The following is a 14,840-nucleotide window of genomic DNA, read 5'->3' as shown; positions in this document are numbered from 1 at the left end:
CTTTCGGATCGAACGACGCGTCACTCCGGCAGACCGGCCTTGTGGTAGCCGTCGACGAAATGCTCAAGCGTCGCTGCGTCGCGGAATGGCTCGGTCGTCGCCCAGTGGCGGGTTGTGAAACGCGGGTTGCCGACGAGGAACAGTTCGACCTCGGCGCGCGCCTCGTCGAGCCGGCCGAGTTGCGCCAAGCTCGCCGCCAGGAAGCGGCGTGAGCTTGTCCGATAGGTCTCGTCCCTGCGCAGCGTTTCGATAGCGGCTTCGTATTCGCGCGCCGCATATTGCGCCTGCCCGAGCGTCAGATAGTACCAGCTTGCCGGGAAAGGATTCAGCCGGAACGCCTTGCGAATATGCTCAAGGCCCTCTTCGACCCGCCCGGCCAGGACCGCGATGTCGGACAATGCCGCCCAGGTGTCGGCCTCGTTCGGATCGAGCTCGATTGCCCTGGCGAATTCCGCATCCGCCTCGGCGAAGCTGCGCTCATAGGCAAGCAGGTAAGCCAGGATCCAGCGGCAGCCAGCATCATTGGGATCGATCGCCACGGCCCTGCGCGCCAGCTCCAAAGCAACGTTTCGGTCAGCTTCCGTTGGCCCGCCGGAATGCACCCAGCCCATCCAGTGGTTGATGGCAAGCCAGCGATAGGGCTCAGCGTATTCCGGATCGAGCGAAACCGCACGGGTGAGCATCAGATGCGCTTCCCTTGCCATCTGCGGCGAATCGTCGATCAGCTTGCGCGCCCGCACGCAGAGATCGTAAGCCTCGAGATTCCTGGGTCGGTTGCGCGGCGACGTTGCGCGCAGCCGGCCGAGCAAAGCCTCCACGATCTTGGCTGTCACCTCGTCCTGAACAGCAAAGATATCTTCCAGGCCGCGATCGAAGCGTTCGGCCCATAGATGATCGCCGCTTTCCGCGTCGACCAGTTTTGCATTGATGCGCACGCGCCCGGCGGCGCGTCTTGCACTACCCTCCAGCAGGTAGCGCACGCCAAGATCCCTTGCGATCTCGCGCACATCCATGACCTTTCCCTTGTAGGCAAAGACCGAGTTGCGCGCGATAACGAACAGGCCGGCGCTCCTGGACAGGTCGGTGATCAGGTCTTCGGTCAATCCATCGGCGAAGGATTCCTGCTCGGGATCGTTGCTGACATTGACGAAGGGCAGCACGGCTATCGATGGTTTGTCGGGCAGCGGCAGAGGTTTTCGCTTCGCGTCACCGAGCCGTTCGATGGCCCCCGTGAAGCGGTAGCCGACGCGCGGAACCGTTGATATCCATTCACCGCCGACAGCGGGCGAACCCAGCAGCTTGCGCAACTGCGCGATCTGGACGGTGAGGTTGCCTTCCTCGACGGCGGTGCCCGGCCAGGCCGCGTCCATCAATTCGGCCTTGCCCAGGATTTCGCCGGGCCGACCGACGAGCGCCGCGAGCAGCTTCAGCCCGCGATAGCCAACGGCAACGGGAACATCGCTCCGAAGCAGCGTTCCCGCATCCGGATCAAGCACGAACGGACCAAAGGCAAAGCGCGATCCCTGCATAGGGCGCATCTATAGCCCGTTTGGAAGTTTTGAGAACTATTTGGGAGGGCTTAATTACGGCGCTGACCGTATCCAGCAGAATTCAACCTCTTTCAGCTCGGTCACATGGAGGTTGCTGTGAAGGATACTCTTGCATCGGCACCGCATCGCGCAGTACGGCCGGGAACGGTCGTGGAGCCGGCGGCCATGGAGCCGGCGGACGTGTCGCGGCGTCGCTACAGCCTGGCGACCCTGCGAAGCATGATCGCGACCTGGCGCGAGCGGACACGCTATCGCTGGGAACTCAAGCGGATGGCGAAGGACAATCCCCATTTGATCGATGATATCGGCCTGACGAGACTGCAGGTCGAGGAGGAGATCGCCAAGCTGCCCTTCTGGCAACGATAAGGCGGATATGCAGACCCGGCCTCGACGACCAAGCGATATGCTTCGCATCAGCTCCTGTCTATCGATAGGCCTGCGACTGGCAGAGGGCTTCGACCTGTTCCAGGTAGAAACGGCACTTCATGCGAAGGCTCCGCAGGCCCGGGTCGCCGGCTCCGTTGATATCGATTGTCCGCATCAAGAAATCGAAATGAGCGTGAAATGCATCCACCGCGCCCCAGAGGTTGTCGGCATGGCATGTATAGGCAATTGCCCGTGAAACGAGCCGGCGCGCCTCAGTGCGGGCGTCATCGGGTGAGTCCGGCCGTCTGCCGATCATATCTCTAAGTCGGCTAAATACATCATCTGTATCGATGCCCGTGATGGGTGCCATCATGTTCATGCGTGGTATCCCCCTATGCTGCTGCAGGCCGATGTCCGCCCTTCAGGGCAGGATGCGATCAATGCCGGAACTATCGTGGCGTCGCTTGGTCGGCCCCTGATGATGTTGGCCACCTTGGCGTCGGCTTGCTCAAGCCAATAGGCCATCTGGACGCGATCGAGGCGGGCCGCGGCCGTTTTCAGGGACGGCAGCAGGCTTTGCAGCGCGCACAGTATCTCCCATCGGCTCATTCCAGGCACAGAGCCTGTCTCTGCGTTCGAAACCGCCATCGGCATTTTTGCTACGCTCTCCTTGGCTGAGCGTGACTGTCCCCTGGATGGGCCTTGGGATACCGCGGCTCGCTGCCAAATCTCGCGTGCCGTGCCGGCCGTGCGCCGCGAAGAACGTCGAAGGCTTCCGCATAAGCCATGCCCAGCAGATAGGAGATCATTGGGAAACGGCCCGCTTCCGCCATCTGGACGAGCTCATTGGTCATCGTAGCAATGTATTGGAGGCTGTCGATTTCCGACTGACGTAACGATTGATTTGCCACGTGTGGCTCCTGTCAATTGGGTGAAACTCTAGGAACGCTTACTGGCAACTAAGTGTACTGATGCATAATGGTTGCGGATTGCCCGCTTTGACTGCGTCTTTTGTCCACCTCCTTATTCTACTGCCAGGTCTAAAGTCCTTGATCCGATACTCTAGTTGATCGACTGGCCCGCGTCGGGCGAATCTTTTGCCGGGGCGGCGATGGTCAAGGCGTAGATCGGCGCGTCGGTGAGGCGATCGAGGCCCAGCAGCCGCTTGATTGACGAATGGCACAGCGCTGCCGTGGGACACGCCGACAGGCCATGCCTTGTCGCTGCCAGCATGATGTTCTGGCCGATATGGCCGGCTTCGATCAGCACGACACGGTAGGCATTGGCGTCCTCGTATTTCCACATCGTGCGATCAAGTTTTGCGCAGAGCAGGATCAGGCAGGGCATTGCGTCTCCCCATTCCTGCCCGCCGATCAATTCGGAGATTTTCGGCACATGGTTTGCCGAGATCCGGCCAAGGTCGTGGTCGGCGGCGGAATAGTGGTAGACGCCGGGGTCCAGGCCCTCCACCGCCAGCGCGACGACATAGGCTTCGTAGGGATTCCTGGCGCCGCCCGAAGGGGTCATGCCGAGCGGCAGGGACCCTACGCAGTTGGTCGTCTCGCCGGTGATGCCCATGCCGGCGAACAGGCAGTCCGAGAGCTGTCTGGCCGTGATGGTGGGCGCTCCCGCAGTGCGGTTGGTGCGGCGCTGGGCCATAAGCGCGAGAAGATCATTGTCGTCCAGCGCGTTCGGCAATCGAATGGCGCCGGGCGAATTCCTGAGCATGAGCTCGGGCTGCGGAATATGACCGGCGCGCTTGACCTGCCGTTCTTCCGATTGCTCGATGGTGATGAATTCACTGTCCTGGACGCAGAAGTGCATCAATGCGGTCGGCAGGCCCCAGCCCCATTGCCCCGAAAACTGCGCCTCCTGCTCGGCGAGCTGCGAGCCGGCTGTGACCAGGGCGGAAAAGTCGACCAATTGGGGAACTACAGCCTTCAACTCGGAGCGTGACCAGCCCTTGGCGCGGGCGATATCAGCCGGAGACGCCCATTCGTCCCATGAGGCGAGAAGGCCGATAACCTCGGAACTGCATTCGAACACGCTCTTGGTGAGAAAGTTGCAAGCCGTGACCTTGTCTTGCCCGGGGTAGAAAACCAGCGTTTTTGAGGAGCGCATTTTCATTGGTCGACGCCATTGCCAGAGCGGGGCGTCGACGAGCCATGGCTTGTCGACGCCCCATGATTTCAGCGCTTGTTGTAGTGCATGCCCTGGGAGAAGAAGACGGTCTGCGTGCCAGCGGCAATCGTCAACTTCGGAGCGGTGTTCACTTTCTTCGCCATTTTCATCCCTTTCCCTGACCCCCCAAATGGGATCTACGAAAGGAAACGTAGTGTTGAAGAAGTTAATGGTTTATTAAAATTACAGTAGAGTATCAGATGAAGGGTTCAATCTGAACTTTTGTTGCTTTTGTACAAACTTCATAAACTTATTTTACTCCGACCTGGAGTAGGATGCCTCAAGTATATGCTCTTTTCGGATATCTTATCCTCATTTAGCATAACAAGCTGCGGTTGAGGTCGGTTATCTGACGCCATCCCTGGTAAGGCTGACCACGAGTTGATCGACATCGGGGTCATCAAGGCTGATGACGTGAGCCATCCGGATCGCATGTCTGGGACTAATGTTGGAAACTTCTTGGCGCATGATAACAGAGACAAATGCCGGTCCGGACTCGGTCAACAGCATCGCCTTTCCCGTCAGGACCGGTTCCGAGATGGGTGCCCACTGGACCGAGATGAGCGACGGCTCGCCGGTCTGCCGGCGATTGACCCCGCTGAAATAGATCCAATTCAGGCGTGCGATCGCCACCCCGTAGTGATTGCCGCGTGCACGGGCCCATGTCGATCCGCGGCGTTCGGACCATCCAGTCACTCTCCTGAATGTGACCAGCTCCGCGTCGCGCCGGACAAAGGTCACCGACCGCACCAACAGGTCGGCGCGACCCGGGATGGAGAAGTAGGTGAAATAGGTTCCCCCCGCTATCGATGGGCTCGGCGGGCGTATCAACTGCTTGAACAGGCTTTCGGAAACGGCAGGCAAGCCCGGAACCCCCGCTGCCGAACCGCCGTGGTCCTGGTACAGTTCGGCCTCGTCGATATGGAAGTAGTCGCATATGAGCTTGGCCGTGGCCTTGTTTGGAACAGTCTGGCCTTGCAGGTAGCGCTCGAACTGCGTGCGGTTGATGCGCAGTTCCCGGCATACCGCGCTTACCGAGGCATGGTCCTTACACAGCCGTCTAAGGTTCGCAGCGATATTCTCGCGAATGGGCACTTCATTGCTTCCGCAGGCGGAGTCATAATTTTGCTGGAAACCCATATAGCGTTTTCGGCCGCCCCACCGAACGCCGTGACGCAACGCACAGAAAAAACTGATACAATCGGCCGACAATAACCGGGTGGCTGTCAAAACAAATAGCAGGACCCCGATGGCGACCACCGCCATAAGTCCAATTGACAACCAGGTGGCCAGATGCCGGACGCGATGGTCAGGGATGAAGCCAAGGCGCCGAAGCCGGCTGGCAGCGTCGCGTCGTCGGCAGCCGGCCCCGCGCGACGGAGTTCCGGCCACTCGTTCGACAGGGCAGGCTACGGTGCCAGGAGGATCTCAGCGCCCGCCTGTTCGTCGAACAAAACTGAATAGCCGCGCTTGAGCGCTACGCTCGAGAGGGCGTTCGCCATCACGTCGTCCGGGGTCTCGAAATCGCCAGTCAGGATACGCAACTCTTCCACGGCCTTGGCCGTCGACACGAAATGTCCAACCGCCTGGTCGTGCTTGCAAGCGTCAACCACGCAAAGCAAGTCAATCATTTCGAAGCCGCGCATGTCCAGCCTCCAAAAGTCTGTTCCTTCGGTCAATGAACGTAGCCGTGGGCAATAACGTTCCCGGGCGGGTCAGTTTCGCCTCGGCTAGCGTGTCGCCTTCCGCGATCACGCCATGTCCGCACCCCGGCGACTCGGCCATATCTGTCTTGCGGCGGACCTGTCGATCCGCCGGCTGGCGTCCCTTCAGTTACTCCGATCTGATGGGACGTCAGCCACTCGAACATGTGACGCCGACAACTCAGCTGAATCGGGCAAATGCAGGTTGAAAAATCCGCTGGTGGAGCTGAGGAGGATCGAACTCCTGACCTCGTCATTGCGAACGACGCGCTCTCCCAGCTGAGCTACAGCCCCGTCCAGCGGATGGCGCATTTATGGGGCGGCGCGGTTTCCTGTCAAGGCGGCGCCTTGCCGAAATTTCCCCCTTGCCAACCGCGGGCCGGACATGCGGCGGAAGGCGGCCCTTGCCGGTTTGGCCAGCAGTGGCTACATGTCGGCAACAATCGGAGACCGGCATGCTCGCCCTTATTCAAACAATCGTCATGGCGCTTGACCTCTACTGGTGGATCATCATCGCCTCGGCGATCTTTTCCTGGCTCTACGCCTTCAACGTGGTCAATTCGAAAAACCAGTTCGTCGGCAGCATCGGCAACATGCTCTACCGGCTGACCGAGCCTGCCTTGCGGCCGATCCGCCGCTTCATGCCGGATCTGGGCGGCATCGACATCTCGCCGATCATCCTGCTACTGCTCCTCTTCTTCGTCAGGCAGTTCATTCTCACCACGGTAGCGCCGCTGGTCCTGTGAGCCCGGCGATTGCATGAGCGCGCCGTTCCGCACCCGCGAGAACGGCATCGAGCTGTTCGTCCGGCTGACACCGAAGTCTTCCATGGACCGGCTTGAAGGCATCGAGACATCGGCGGATGGGCGAAGCCATTTGAAGGCGCGGGTTCGCGCCGTGCCGGAAAACGGCGCCGCCAACACGGCGCTGGAAAGACTGGTCGGCAAGACGCTTGGCGTACCGGCATCGGCTGTCTCGGTCGTCGCCGGCGGCACCGCCAGGTTGAAGACGCTGCGCGTTGTCGGCGAGCCGGCGACGTTGGCAAGGAGCGTTGAGGCGCTCAGCGCATAAAGCTCTGTTCTGCCAGGCAGTGCCCCTCACCCGACCGCTTCGCGGCCACCTTCTCCCCGCTGGGGAGGAGAGGAAGGCGTGGGCGCAGCGTACTCCTCTCCCCTTGGGGAGAGGCCGGATTGCCCCGAATTGCTCTTCGCAATTCGATTGGCGATCGGGTGAGGGGGCTATTTGCACCGCAATGCAACCCTTCTGGCCCCAGAAGCTCAATCCCCCAGCGGCAGGCGGGGATCGTCTACCTTCAGCGTGTTCACGCTCTGCTTGATGCGGCGCAGGTTCTCCAGCACCTTCGGGCCGCGTGTCTCCGCGACCGACGTGACGATCATGTCGACGATCGCCAGCAGCGCGTAGCGCGACGAGGTCGGCTTGTAGATGTTGCCATCCTCGAGCGGTTGCCACTGGATGACCGTGTCGGCGGTTTTGGCAAGCGCTGAGTCCGGCGCCGTGATGGCGACCGTGGTGGCGCCATATTGCTGGGCGACCTGCACCGCCTCGATGACGGATCGCGCATAGCCGGAAACCGAAAAGGCGACCACGGTTGTGTCCGGCGTGGCAACGGCGGCGTACATGCGCTGCAACTGACCATCGATCTGCGCCAGCACCGACACGCCCAGCCTGAACAGCCGGTTCTGCATCTCGGTAGCCATCATCGATGAAATGCCGCCGGAGCCGATGCACAGCACATTGCCGGAGGTCGCGATGCGCGCGGCGACGTCGACCAGCGTCGTCATGTCGAGGTTCTCGCTGGTACGCTGGATGGATGCGATCGCGGCTTCGGTGATGGCGGAGGCGATGCGCTGCTCGCGGGCATCGCGGCTCAGCGGTTCGGGCGACAGGTACTGGCCGCCGATGGCGATGGCCTGCGCCAGATAGAACTTGAAATCGCGCAGGCCCTCGCAGCCGAGATTGCGGCAGAAGCGGGTCACCGTCGGCTCGCTGACGCCGACGCGCGCGGCAATCTCCGAGATCGCCGCCTTGGATGCGAAGTCGAGATCGGACAGCACGAGGTTCGCCAGCCGGCGATCCGACTTGGTGCCGTCCTGCGACATCAGCTGCAGGCGCGTGATGATGTCGGCCGGCGTTTTCATGCTTGTGTTTTCACAGCGGCAGGCCTGACGCCTTGTCGAACAAATGTACGTTGCCGGGGTCGACGGTCACCGGCAGCAGGTCGCCGGGGCGCGCATGAACCCTGTCGCGGAACACGGCGCGCACTGTGTCGGCGCCAATGGTGCCGTAGATATGGGTCTCGGAGCCGGTCGGCTCGACCACGTCGACCTTGATCGCCATCGCGTCCTCGGCCTCGCCGATGACGAAGTGCTCGGGCCGGATGCCGGCTTCCACCACGCCGGCCGCCGGCGCGGCCTTGCCGGCAAGCACTAGCCGCCCGCCACCGGCCGACTCGAACCAGCTTTTCTCAGGCGCTGCTTTGAGCGTTCCGGAAACAAAACTCATCGACGGGGAGCCGAGGAAGCTGGCGACGAATTTGTTGGCCGGCCTGTCGTAGAGCTCCAGCGGCGGCCCGACCTGCTGGATCTTGCCGCGGTCCATCACCACGATGCGGTCGGCCATGGTCATGGCCTCGATCTGGTCATGGGTGACATAGACGATGGTCGACTTCAGTCGCTGGTGCAGCGCCTTGATCTCGGTGCGCATCTGGACGCGCAATTGCGCATCAAGGTTGGACAGCGGCTCGTCGAACAGGAAGACCGACGGCTCCCGCACGATGGCGCGGCCCATGGCGACGCGCTGGCGCTGGCCGCCCGACAATTGCCGGGGATAGCGGTCGAGATAGGAGAAGAGGTTCAGCACGCCCGACGCCTTCTTGACCTTGTCGTCGATGGCAGTCCGGGTTTCGCCGCGGATCTTGGGGCCAAAGCCGATATTGTCCGATGCCTTCAGGTGCGGAAACAGCGCATAGGACTGGAAGACCATGGCGATGTTGCGTTTCTGCGGCGGCAGTTCGTTGGCGCGCACGCCGCCGATCAGCAGGTCGCCTGAGCTGATCGTCTCCAACCCGGCCAGCATGCGCAGCAAGGTCGACTTGCCGCAGCCCGATGGCCCGACCAGCACGACGAACTCGCCGCTCTTGATGTCGAGGCTGATGTTTTCGAGGATCTTGTGCTGCCCGAACGATTTCGACAGGTCGCGAAACTCGACGTCGGTCATGGTCACGCTCCCAATATGTCGTCGATGAAGGGCAGGCAGCCAGCCGTCAGCCCGGCATCCACCGGCATCACCACGCCGGTTATGCCCGATGCGCGCTCGGATGCAAGGAAAGCCACGGCCTCGGCCACTTCCGAAGCATTGACGATGCGGCCAAGCGGGTAGAGCCGCTGCAGCTTGCCGAGGATTTCGGGGTCCTTGGCAAGGCGATGGTCCCAGGCGGCGGTGCGGATCGAGCCCGGGCAGACCACATTGGCGCGCAGGCCGCTGCGGCCGAGTTCGACGGCAATCGCTTTTGCATAGGCGTTGATGCCGGCCTTGGCCGCCGCATAGGCGGGGTTGCCGAAGTGCGCGATGGCATTGACCGAGGAGATGAAGACGACGCTGCCGGAGCCTCGGCCAGCCATCGCCTTGACCAGCGGATCGGCGAAATGCATCACGCCGGTCAGGTTGAGGTCGAGTTCCTGTTCGATCTTGTCCGGCGTCAGGGCGGACAATGTCTCGGCGCGCGTCCAGCCGGCATTGTTGATGAGGATATCCGGCACGCCATCCTTGTCGAGGACCGCGCTGATCGCCCCCTCGATCGAAGCCCGCTCGAGAAGGTTGAAGACATGGCGGGAGGCAAGGTGCGGGCTCGTCAACGCCTCGCTCGACTGGTCGCAGCCGATGACCCGTGCGCCCCTCTGCGCCATCAGCGCCACGATCGCCGAGCCGAGGCCGCCGCCGGCGCCGGTCACCACGACAGTCTTGCCTTCGAACTCGGCTTTCGAACCCACCGTGCGACACCCCTTGGGATCCCTGACAATTGCCGTCAGAGCTAGTGCAGAGAATGTAATTAAGCAACAGAATAATCTTCTTGCAAGCCACCAAATGATCGATAATGTAGGAAAGTCACACAATCTTTCGTCGTCCAATGGCGGGAGGGCGCAGAAGCGCAAATCAAATGGGAGACATCGAATGAACCTTGCAAAATGGACTGTCGGCCTGATGGCCGGAATGAGCTTGATGGCGCTCGCGGCGCAGGCGGATGCCGGCGAGGTGCGGGTCACCGTCGCCGAATACAGCGCCAAGACCGGTCCCTATTTCGAGGGCGTCAAAAAGGAATTCGAGGCGGCGAACCCCGGCATCACCGTCAAGTTCGAGGTGGTGCCGTGGGATGTTCTCCTCCAGAAGCTGACCACCGACATCACCGCCGGCACCAATGCCGACCTGTCGATCATCGGCACGCGCTGGCTGATCGATTTCGTCCAGCAGGGCGTCGCCGAGCCACTGGACAGCTACATCACACCTGATTTCAAGGGCCGCTTCATCGACACCTTCATGTCGCCGTCGATCATGGAGGGCAAGACCTACGGCCTGCCGATCGCGGCTTCGGCGCGCGCCATGTACTACAACAAGGAACTCTTCGAGAAGGCCGGCATCGCCAAGCCGCCGGCAACCTGGACCGAGTTGCAGGAAGACGCCCGCAAGATCAAGGCGCTGGGCTCCGGCACCTTCGGTTTCGGCCTGCAGGGCAAGGAGATCGAGACCGACGTCTATTACTACTACGTAATGTGGTCCCAGGGCACCGAGATCCTCAACAAGGACGGCACGTCGGGGCTGGGCACGCCTGGCGCTCTCGAAGCCGCCAAGCTCTACAAGTCGATGATCGACGAAGGGCTGACCGAGCCGGGCGTCACCTCCAACAACCGCGAGGACGTGCAGAACCTGTTCAAGCAGGGCAAGGTCGGCATGATGATTACCGCACCCTTCCTGTCCAACCAGATCAAGGACGAGGCGCCGAAACTGAAATATGGCGTGGCGGCTATCCCGGCTGGACCGACCGGCGCGCGCGGCACCTATGGCGTGACGGATTCCATTATCATGTTCAAGAACTCCAAGAACAAGGATGAGGCCTGGAAGCTGCTCGACTTCCTGTTCACCAAGGAACAGCGCGCCAAGTTCACGCAAGGCGAAGGCTTCCTGCCGGTGAACAAGGAAGAGGCGAAAATGGACTACTATGTGAACAATGCCGATCTGGCGGCGTTCACCGCGCTGCTGCCGGATGCCCGCTTCGCGCCGGTCATTCCGGGCTGGGAAGAGGTCGCGCAGATCACGTCAGATGCCATGCAGAAGATCTACCTCGGCGGCGACCCCGAGGCAGGCTTGAAGGATGCAGCGGCGAAGGCCAACGCGGTGCTCAAGAAATAAGGGCGTACTCCCTGCGCCCCGTGGCGCGCCCCGATCATCGGGCGCGCCACCTCTTCCGAACACGCTGTCCTGTTTCCATCCGAAGTTCGTTGGACGAGCGGCACGATTTCGGCTTCACATCCACCACATCAGGGTCCTGGCCAGCCGATGCAGAATCGTTTCCTGCCCTATCTCCTGACCCTGCCCAGCCTGTTCCTGGCGGCGGTGGTCATCTTCTGGCCGGTCTGGGACCTGATCCAGATTTCGCTCCACGATGTGAACCGTTTTGGCCAGCTGCGCGAGCTCAACGATTTCGGCAACTACCAGGCCTTCCTCGCCGATCCCGACTTCCTCTCGGCGCTGCTGCGCACCGGCTTGTGGACCGTCCTGGTGGTTGGCGGCGCGCTGCTGGTATCGGTGCCCGTGGCGATGATCCTCAACACCGACTTCTATGGCCGCGGCCTCGCCCGCGTCATCATCATGCTGCCCTGGGCGGTCTCGCTCACCATGACGGCGGTGGTCTGGCGCTGGGCGCTGAACGGCGAAAGCGGCATGCTGAATTCCGCGCTGATGGGGCTCGGCCTGATCCATGAGAACATCCAGTGGCTGGCGCGGGCCGAGACGGCGTTCCCGATGCAGGTGCTGATCGGCATCCTGGTGACGGTGCCGTTCACGACGACCATCTTCCTCGGCGGCCTGTCATCGATCCCCGAGGACCTCTACGAGGCGGCGGCACTTGAGGGCGCGACGCCCGTGCAGCAATTCCGGGAGATTACCTTCCCGCTGCTGAAGCCGTTCATCAACATCGCCATCGTGCTCAACACGATCTATGTCTTCAATTCCTTCCCGATCATCTGGGTGATGACGCAGGGCGGGCCGGCCAACTCGACCGACATCCTGGTCACCCATCTCTACAAGCTGGCCTTCCGCATCGGCAAGCTGGGGGAAGCGTCGGCCGTGTCGCTGGTGATGCTGGCCATATTGCTGGTCTTCACCATGATCTATGTGCGGCTGGCGATGCGGGAGCAACGCGCATGAACAGCAAGCTGAAGCGTACCGTCATCGCCTGGCTGCTGCTGGCGCCGCTGATCGTGGTGACGATCTTTCCCTTCGCCGTGATGTTCCTCACCGCGGTCAAGCCAAGGCAGGAAGTGCTGTCGCCGACCTGGTGGCCGAGCGAGTTCCGCTGGTCGAACTTTTCCGACATGTGGGTGGCGACCGGCTTTGGCCAGGCGCTCGCCAACTCGCTCTACGTGTCGATCATCGCCACGGTCGGCGCCATCATCATCTCCGTTCCCGCCGCCTACTCCATGTCGCGATTTCGCTTCGCCGGCTACGGTGCCTTCCGCCAGTTCCTGCTGATCTCGCAGATGATCTCGCCGATCGTGCTGGTGCTCGGCCTGTTCCGCCTGATGGCCGCCTGGGGCCTGATCGAAAGCACGACTGCGCTCGGCGTCATCTACATGGCGTTCAACGTCGCTTTCACCGTATGGATGCTGCAAAGCTACTTCGACACCATTCCGCGCGATCTCGAGGAAGCCGCCTGGATGGAAGGCGCCGGCCGCTGGCTGACCTTGCGCAAAGTGTTCCTGCCGCTATGCCTGCCGGCGATCGCGGTGACCGCCATCTTCACCTTCATCAATGCCTGGAACGAATTCGTCGTGGCGCTCACCATGCTGCGCAGCCAGGAGAGCTACACCTTGCCGATCCAGGTGTTTTCGCTGGTCGCCGGCCGCTACACGATCGAATGGCACCATGTGATGGCCGCGACGCTGCTCGCGACCTTGCCGGTGGCGATCCTGTTCATCTGGCTGCAGCGCTATCTGGTCCGGGGCCTGGCGCTCGGGGCGGTCAAGTAGCCGCGCCGAATGGAATTTTGGATGTCACACAAACATGTGTCCGGGTCGTCGCATGCATCGCTGTCGCCACAGCCGATGATCTCGTCTACATGCCCAGCCGCAACGAACCCGAACTGAGAAGCGAAGCGGAATTCCAAACATGCGCATCTTCACCGCCTCGCTGGCGACGGAAACCAACACCTTCTCGCCGGTGCCGACCGACCGGGCTTCATTCGATATGGCCTTCTATGCAGGTCCCGGCAAGCATCCGGAAACGCCGACGTTGTGCTCCTCGCCGATCGTCGCCTTGCGACGACGCGCGGCCGCCGAGGGCCTCACCGTCATCGAGGGCACCGCCACCTGGGCCGAGCCGGGTGGCCTCGTGCAGCGTCAGACCTATGAGGCGCTGCGCGACGAGATCCTCGGCCAGTTGCAGGTCGCGCTCCCCGTCGATGCGGTGATCCTCGGCCTGCATGGCGCCATGGTGGCGCAGGGCTATGACGATTGCGAAGGCGACCTGCTCGAGCGCGTCCGCACGATGGTCGGGCCGGATGTGGTGATCGCGGTGGAGCTCGATCCGCACAGCCATCTGACGCCGAAGCGGGTAGCCGCCTCCAACATCCTCGCCTTCTTCCTCGAATTTCCGCACACTGATTTCTACGAGCGCGGCGAGCATGTGGTGGAGCTTGGCCTTGCCGCGGCGCGTGGCGAGATCAAGCCGGTCATCTCGACCTTCGACTGCCGCATGATCCAGGTGCTGCCAACCAGCCGCGAGCCGATGCGCTCCTTTGTCGACCGCATCAAGGCGCTGCACGGCAAGGACGGCGTGCTGTCTGTCTCCGTCATTCATGGTTTCATGGCGGCCGACGTGGCCGAAATGGGTACGCGCATCCTGGTCGTCACCGACAATGACAAGGCCAAGGGCGATGCGCTGGCGGAGCGGCTGGGGCGGGAACTCTACGAGCTTCGCGAGAAGACGGCGATGACGATGCTGAGCGCCGCCGCCGGCATCGACCGGGCGGTGGCCGTGTGCGCGCTAAAGCCGGGCAAGCCGGTGGTCATCGCCGACATCTGGGACAATCCCGGCGGTGGCGTTCCCGGCGACGGCACCGTCGTGCTGCGGCAGATGCTGGCGCGTGGGTTGAACAAGGTCGGCGTGGCGACGATCTGGGATCCGATCGCGGTGACCTTCTGCCAGGCCGCGGGCGAGGGCGCCATCATCGACCTGCGCTTCGGCGGCAAGGCCGGGCCGCAGGCTGGCGAGCCGATCGACGCGCGCGTGCGCGTGCTGAAGGCGGTTCCCGAGGGATGGCAGAGTTTCGGACCGAGCCGCGTGACGCTCGGGCCGACCGCGTTGGTCCGCATCGAGGGCACCGAGGTCGACATCATCCTCAACACCAATCGCACCCAGACATTCGAGCCGGATATCTTTTCCAATATCGGCGTCGATCCGATGAGCAAGGATATCTTGCTGATCAAGTCGACCAACCATTTTTATGCAGGCTTCGAACCGATCGCCGCCGAGATCATCTATGTCGCGGCGCCGAGTTCGTATCCGAGCGAGCCAGCGGTGACGAATTACACCAAGCTGACGCGGCCGATCTGGCCTCGGGTGGCTGATCCTTGGAAGGTATGACGCCGGTAATCTCCCCCCTTGAGGGGGAGATGTCGCCAAAGGCGACAGAGGGGGTCGCCGCGCGTGAAGCGCAACCTCCATCTGCCGCAGGGAGTCGCGCCCGGTCGAACCGACCCCCTCTGGCCTGCCGGCCATCTCCCCCTCGAGGGGGGAGATTAGCCAA

16 protein-coding genes and 1 tRNA gene are annotated in these 14,840 nt (G+C 62.1%); 7 read left to right on the top strand and 10 right to left on the bottom strand.

What is annotated here, in order from left to right; all coding sequences use genetic code 11:
• Positions 1-20: 20 nt before the first annotated feature.
• The gene (locus tag ABVQ20_RS35975; protein WP_354464572.1) at positions 21-1,538 is read right to left on the bottom strand and encodes a winged helix-turn-helix domain-containing tetratricopeptide repeat protein; all 1,518 of its coding nucleotides are present in this window, start codon (positions 1,536-1,538) and stop codon (positions 21-23) included.
• Positions 1,539-1,715: 177 nt separating this feature from the next.
• Here ABVQ20_RS35975 and ABVQ20_RS35970 point away from each other — a divergent pair, with 177 nt between their 5' ends.
• Positions 1,716-1,916 carry a DUF1127 domain-containing protein gene (locus tag ABVQ20_RS35970; protein ID WP_354464669.1) on the top strand — a complete coding sequence of 67 codons (201 nt, stop codon included), beginning with the start codon at positions 1,716-1,718 and terminating at the stop codon, positions 1,914-1,916.
• Between the two features lie 58 nt (positions 1,917-1,974).
• Here ABVQ20_RS35970 and ABVQ20_RS35965 read toward each other — a convergent pair whose 3' ends face one another.
• From ABVQ20_RS35965 to ABVQ20_RS35940, 6 genes are all read right to left on the bottom strand, one after another.
• A complete protein-coding gene (locus ABVQ20_RS35965) occupies positions 1,975-2,295 on the bottom strand; it encodes a hypothetical protein (protein ID WP_354464571.1) in 321 nt (106 codons plus the stop codon).
• A 280-nt stretch (positions 2,296-2,575) separates the two neighbouring features.
• Positions 2,576-2,827, bottom strand: coding sequence for a hypothetical protein (locus ABVQ20_RS35960; protein WP_354464570.1), 252 nt, complete (start codon positions 2,825-2,827; stop codon positions 2,576-2,578).
• 151 nt (positions 2,828-2,978) lie between these two features.
• Positions 2,979-4,043, bottom strand: coding sequence for a SagB/ThcOx family dehydrogenase (locus tag ABVQ20_RS35955; protein ID WP_354464569.1), 1,065 nt, complete (start codon positions 4,041-4,043; stop codon positions 2,979-2,981).
• 399 nt (positions 4,044-4,442) lie between these two features.
• Positions 4,443-5,192, bottom strand: coding sequence for a helix-turn-helix transcriptional regulator (locus ABVQ20_RS35950; protein WP_354464668.1), 750 nt, complete (start codon positions 5,190-5,192; stop codon positions 4,443-4,445).
• Positions 5,193-5,506: 314 nt separating this feature from the next.
• The gene (locus tag ABVQ20_RS35945; protein ID WP_354464568.1) at positions 5,507-5,743 is read right to left on the bottom strand and encodes a hypothetical protein; all 237 of its coding nucleotides are present in this window, start codon (positions 5,741-5,743) and stop codon (positions 5,507-5,509) included.
• A gap of 275 nt (positions 5,744-6,018) precedes the next feature.
• Positions 6,019-6,094: transfer RNA gene (locus tag ABVQ20_RS35940), tRNA-Ala, on the bottom strand.
• A gap of 161 nt (positions 6,095-6,255) precedes the next feature.
• Here ABVQ20_RS35940 and ABVQ20_RS35935 point away from each other — a divergent pair.
• Positions 6,256-6,546, top strand: a complete 291-nt coding sequence (locus ABVQ20_RS35935) for a YggT family protein (protein ID WP_227344663.1) — start codon at positions 6,256-6,258, stop codon at positions 6,544-6,546.
• 13 nt (positions 6,547-6,559) lie between these two features.
• Entirely contained in the window at positions 6,560-6,871 is a 312-nt protein-coding gene (locus ABVQ20_RS35930; RefSeq protein WP_354464567.1) for a DUF167 family protein, read from the top strand.
• Between the two features lie 206 nt (positions 6,872-7,077).
• On the opposite strand, the gene ABVQ20_RS35925 is transcribed toward ABVQ20_RS35930, so the two are convergent.
• The 3 genes from ABVQ20_RS35925 to ABVQ20_RS35915 are packed head-to-tail and all read right to left on the bottom strand — an operon-like array spanning position 7,078 to position 9,810.
• Positions 7,078-7,959 carry a MurR/RpiR family transcriptional regulator gene (locus tag ABVQ20_RS35925; RefSeq protein WP_354464566.1) on the bottom strand — a complete coding sequence of 294 codons (882 nt, stop codon included), beginning with the start codon at positions 7,957-7,959 and terminating at the stop codon, positions 7,078-7,080.
• Positions 7,960-7,969: 10 nt separating this feature from the next.
• Positions 7,970-9,037 (bottom strand): ABC transporter ATP-binding protein, encoded by a 1,068-nt coding sequence (locus tag ABVQ20_RS35920; RefSeq protein ID WP_354464565.1) that lies wholly within the window; start codon positions 9,035-9,037, stop codon positions 7,970-7,972.
• A gap of 2 nt (positions 9,038-9,039) precedes the next feature.
• Positions 9,040-9,810: an SDR family NAD(P)-dependent oxidoreductase gene (locus ABVQ20_RS35915; protein ID WP_354464564.1), complete on the bottom strand. Its 771-nt coding sequence runs from the start codon at positions 9,808-9,810 to the stop codon at positions 9,040-9,042.
• A 181-nt stretch (positions 9,811-9,991) separates the two neighbouring features.
• On the opposite strand from ABVQ20_RS35915, the gene ABVQ20_RS35910 reads away from it, so the two are divergent.
• The 4 genes from ABVQ20_RS35910 to ABVQ20_RS35895 all read left to right on the top strand — a co-directional run bounded on the left by ABVQ20_RS35910 (position 9,992) and on the right by ABVQ20_RS35895 (position 14,677).
• Positions 9,992-11,224: an ABC transporter substrate-binding protein gene (locus ABVQ20_RS35910; RefSeq protein WP_354464563.1), complete on the top strand. Its 1,233-nt coding sequence runs from the start codon at positions 9,992-9,994 to the stop codon at positions 11,222-11,224.
• Between the two features lie 147 nt (positions 11,225-11,371).
• A complete protein-coding gene (locus ABVQ20_RS35905; RefSeq protein WP_227344657.1) occupies positions 11,372-12,241 on the top strand; it encodes a carbohydrate ABC transporter permease in 870 nt (289 codons plus the stop codon).
• Positions 12,238-13,062: a carbohydrate ABC transporter permease gene (locus ABVQ20_RS35900; RefSeq protein WP_354464562.1), complete on the top strand. Its 825-nt coding sequence runs from the start codon at positions 12,238-12,240 to the stop codon at positions 13,060-13,062. Before ABVQ20_RS35905 ends, ABVQ20_RS35900 begins: the two co-directional genes overlap by 4 nt.
• 139 nt (positions 13,063-13,201) lie before the next feature.
• A complete protein-coding gene (locus ABVQ20_RS35895; protein ID WP_354464561.1) occupies positions 13,202-14,677 on the top strand; it encodes a M81 family metallopeptidase in 1,476 nt (491 codons plus the stop codon).
• Positions 14,678-14,840 lie beyond the last annotated feature (163 nt).

The sequence above is a fragment of the Mesorhizobium shangrilense genome, assembly GCF_040537815.1.
In the GTDB taxonomy this organism is placed as follows: domain Bacteria; phylum Pseudomonadota; class Alphaproteobacteria; order Rhizobiales; family Rhizobiaceae; genus Mesorhizobium; species Mesorhizobium shangrilense.
Note: the sequence above shows the minus strand (reverse complement) of the source record. Positions and strands in the feature narration are given on the sequence as shown.

Bases quoted from the DNA above. Each gene is read 5' to 3' on its own strand.
- ABVQ20_RS35975 (WP_354464572.1), bottom strand. From the start codon at position 1,538: ATGCGCCCTATGCAGGGATCGCGCTTTGCCTTTGGTCCGTTCGTGCTT.
- ABVQ20_RS35970 (WP_354464669.1), top strand. From the start codon at position 1,716: ATGGAGCCGGCGGACGTGTCGCGGCGTCGCTACAGCCTGGCGACCCTG.
- ABVQ20_RS35965 (WP_354464571.1), bottom strand. From the start codon at position 2,295: ATGAACATGATGGCACCCATCACGGGCATCGATACAGATGATGTATTT.
- ABVQ20_RS35955 (WP_354464569.1), bottom strand. From the start codon at position 4,043: ATGAAAATGCGCTCCTCAAAAACGCTGGTTTTCTACCCCGGGCAAGAC.
- ABVQ20_RS35945 (WP_354464568.1), bottom strand. From the start codon at position 5,743: ATGCGCGGCTTCGAAATGATTGACTTGCTTTGCGTGGTTGACGCTTGC.
- ABVQ20_RS35935 (WP_227344663.1), top strand. From the start codon at position 6,256: ATGCTCGCCCTTATTCAAACAATCGTCATGGCGCTTGACCTCTACTGG.
- ABVQ20_RS35930 (WP_354464567.1), top strand. From the start codon at position 6,560: ATGAGCGCGCCGTTCCGCACCCGCGAGAACGGCATCGAGCTGTTCGTC.
- ABVQ20_RS35925 (WP_354464566.1), bottom strand. From the start codon at position 7,959: ATGAAAACGCCGGCCGACATCATCACGCGCCTGCAGCTGATGTCGCAG.
- ABVQ20_RS35920 (WP_354464565.1), bottom strand. From the start codon at position 9,037: ATGACCGACGTCGAGTTTCGCGACCTGTCGAAATCGTTCGGGCAGCAC.
- ABVQ20_RS35910 (WP_354464563.1), top strand. From the start codon at position 9,992: ATGAACCTTGCAAAATGGACTGTCGGCCTGATGGCCGGAATGAGCTTG.
- ABVQ20_RS35905 (WP_227344657.1), top strand. From the start codon at position 11,372: ATGCAGAATCGTTTCCTGCCCTATCTCCTGACCCTGCCCAGCCTGTTC.
- ABVQ20_RS35900 (WP_354464562.1), top strand. From the start codon at position 12,238: ATGAACAGCAAGCTGAAGCGTACCGTCATCGCCTGGCTGCTGCTGGCG.
- ABVQ20_RS35895 (WP_354464561.1), top strand. From the start codon at position 13,202: ATGCGCATCTTCACCGCCTCGCTGGCGACGGAAACCAACACCTTCTCG.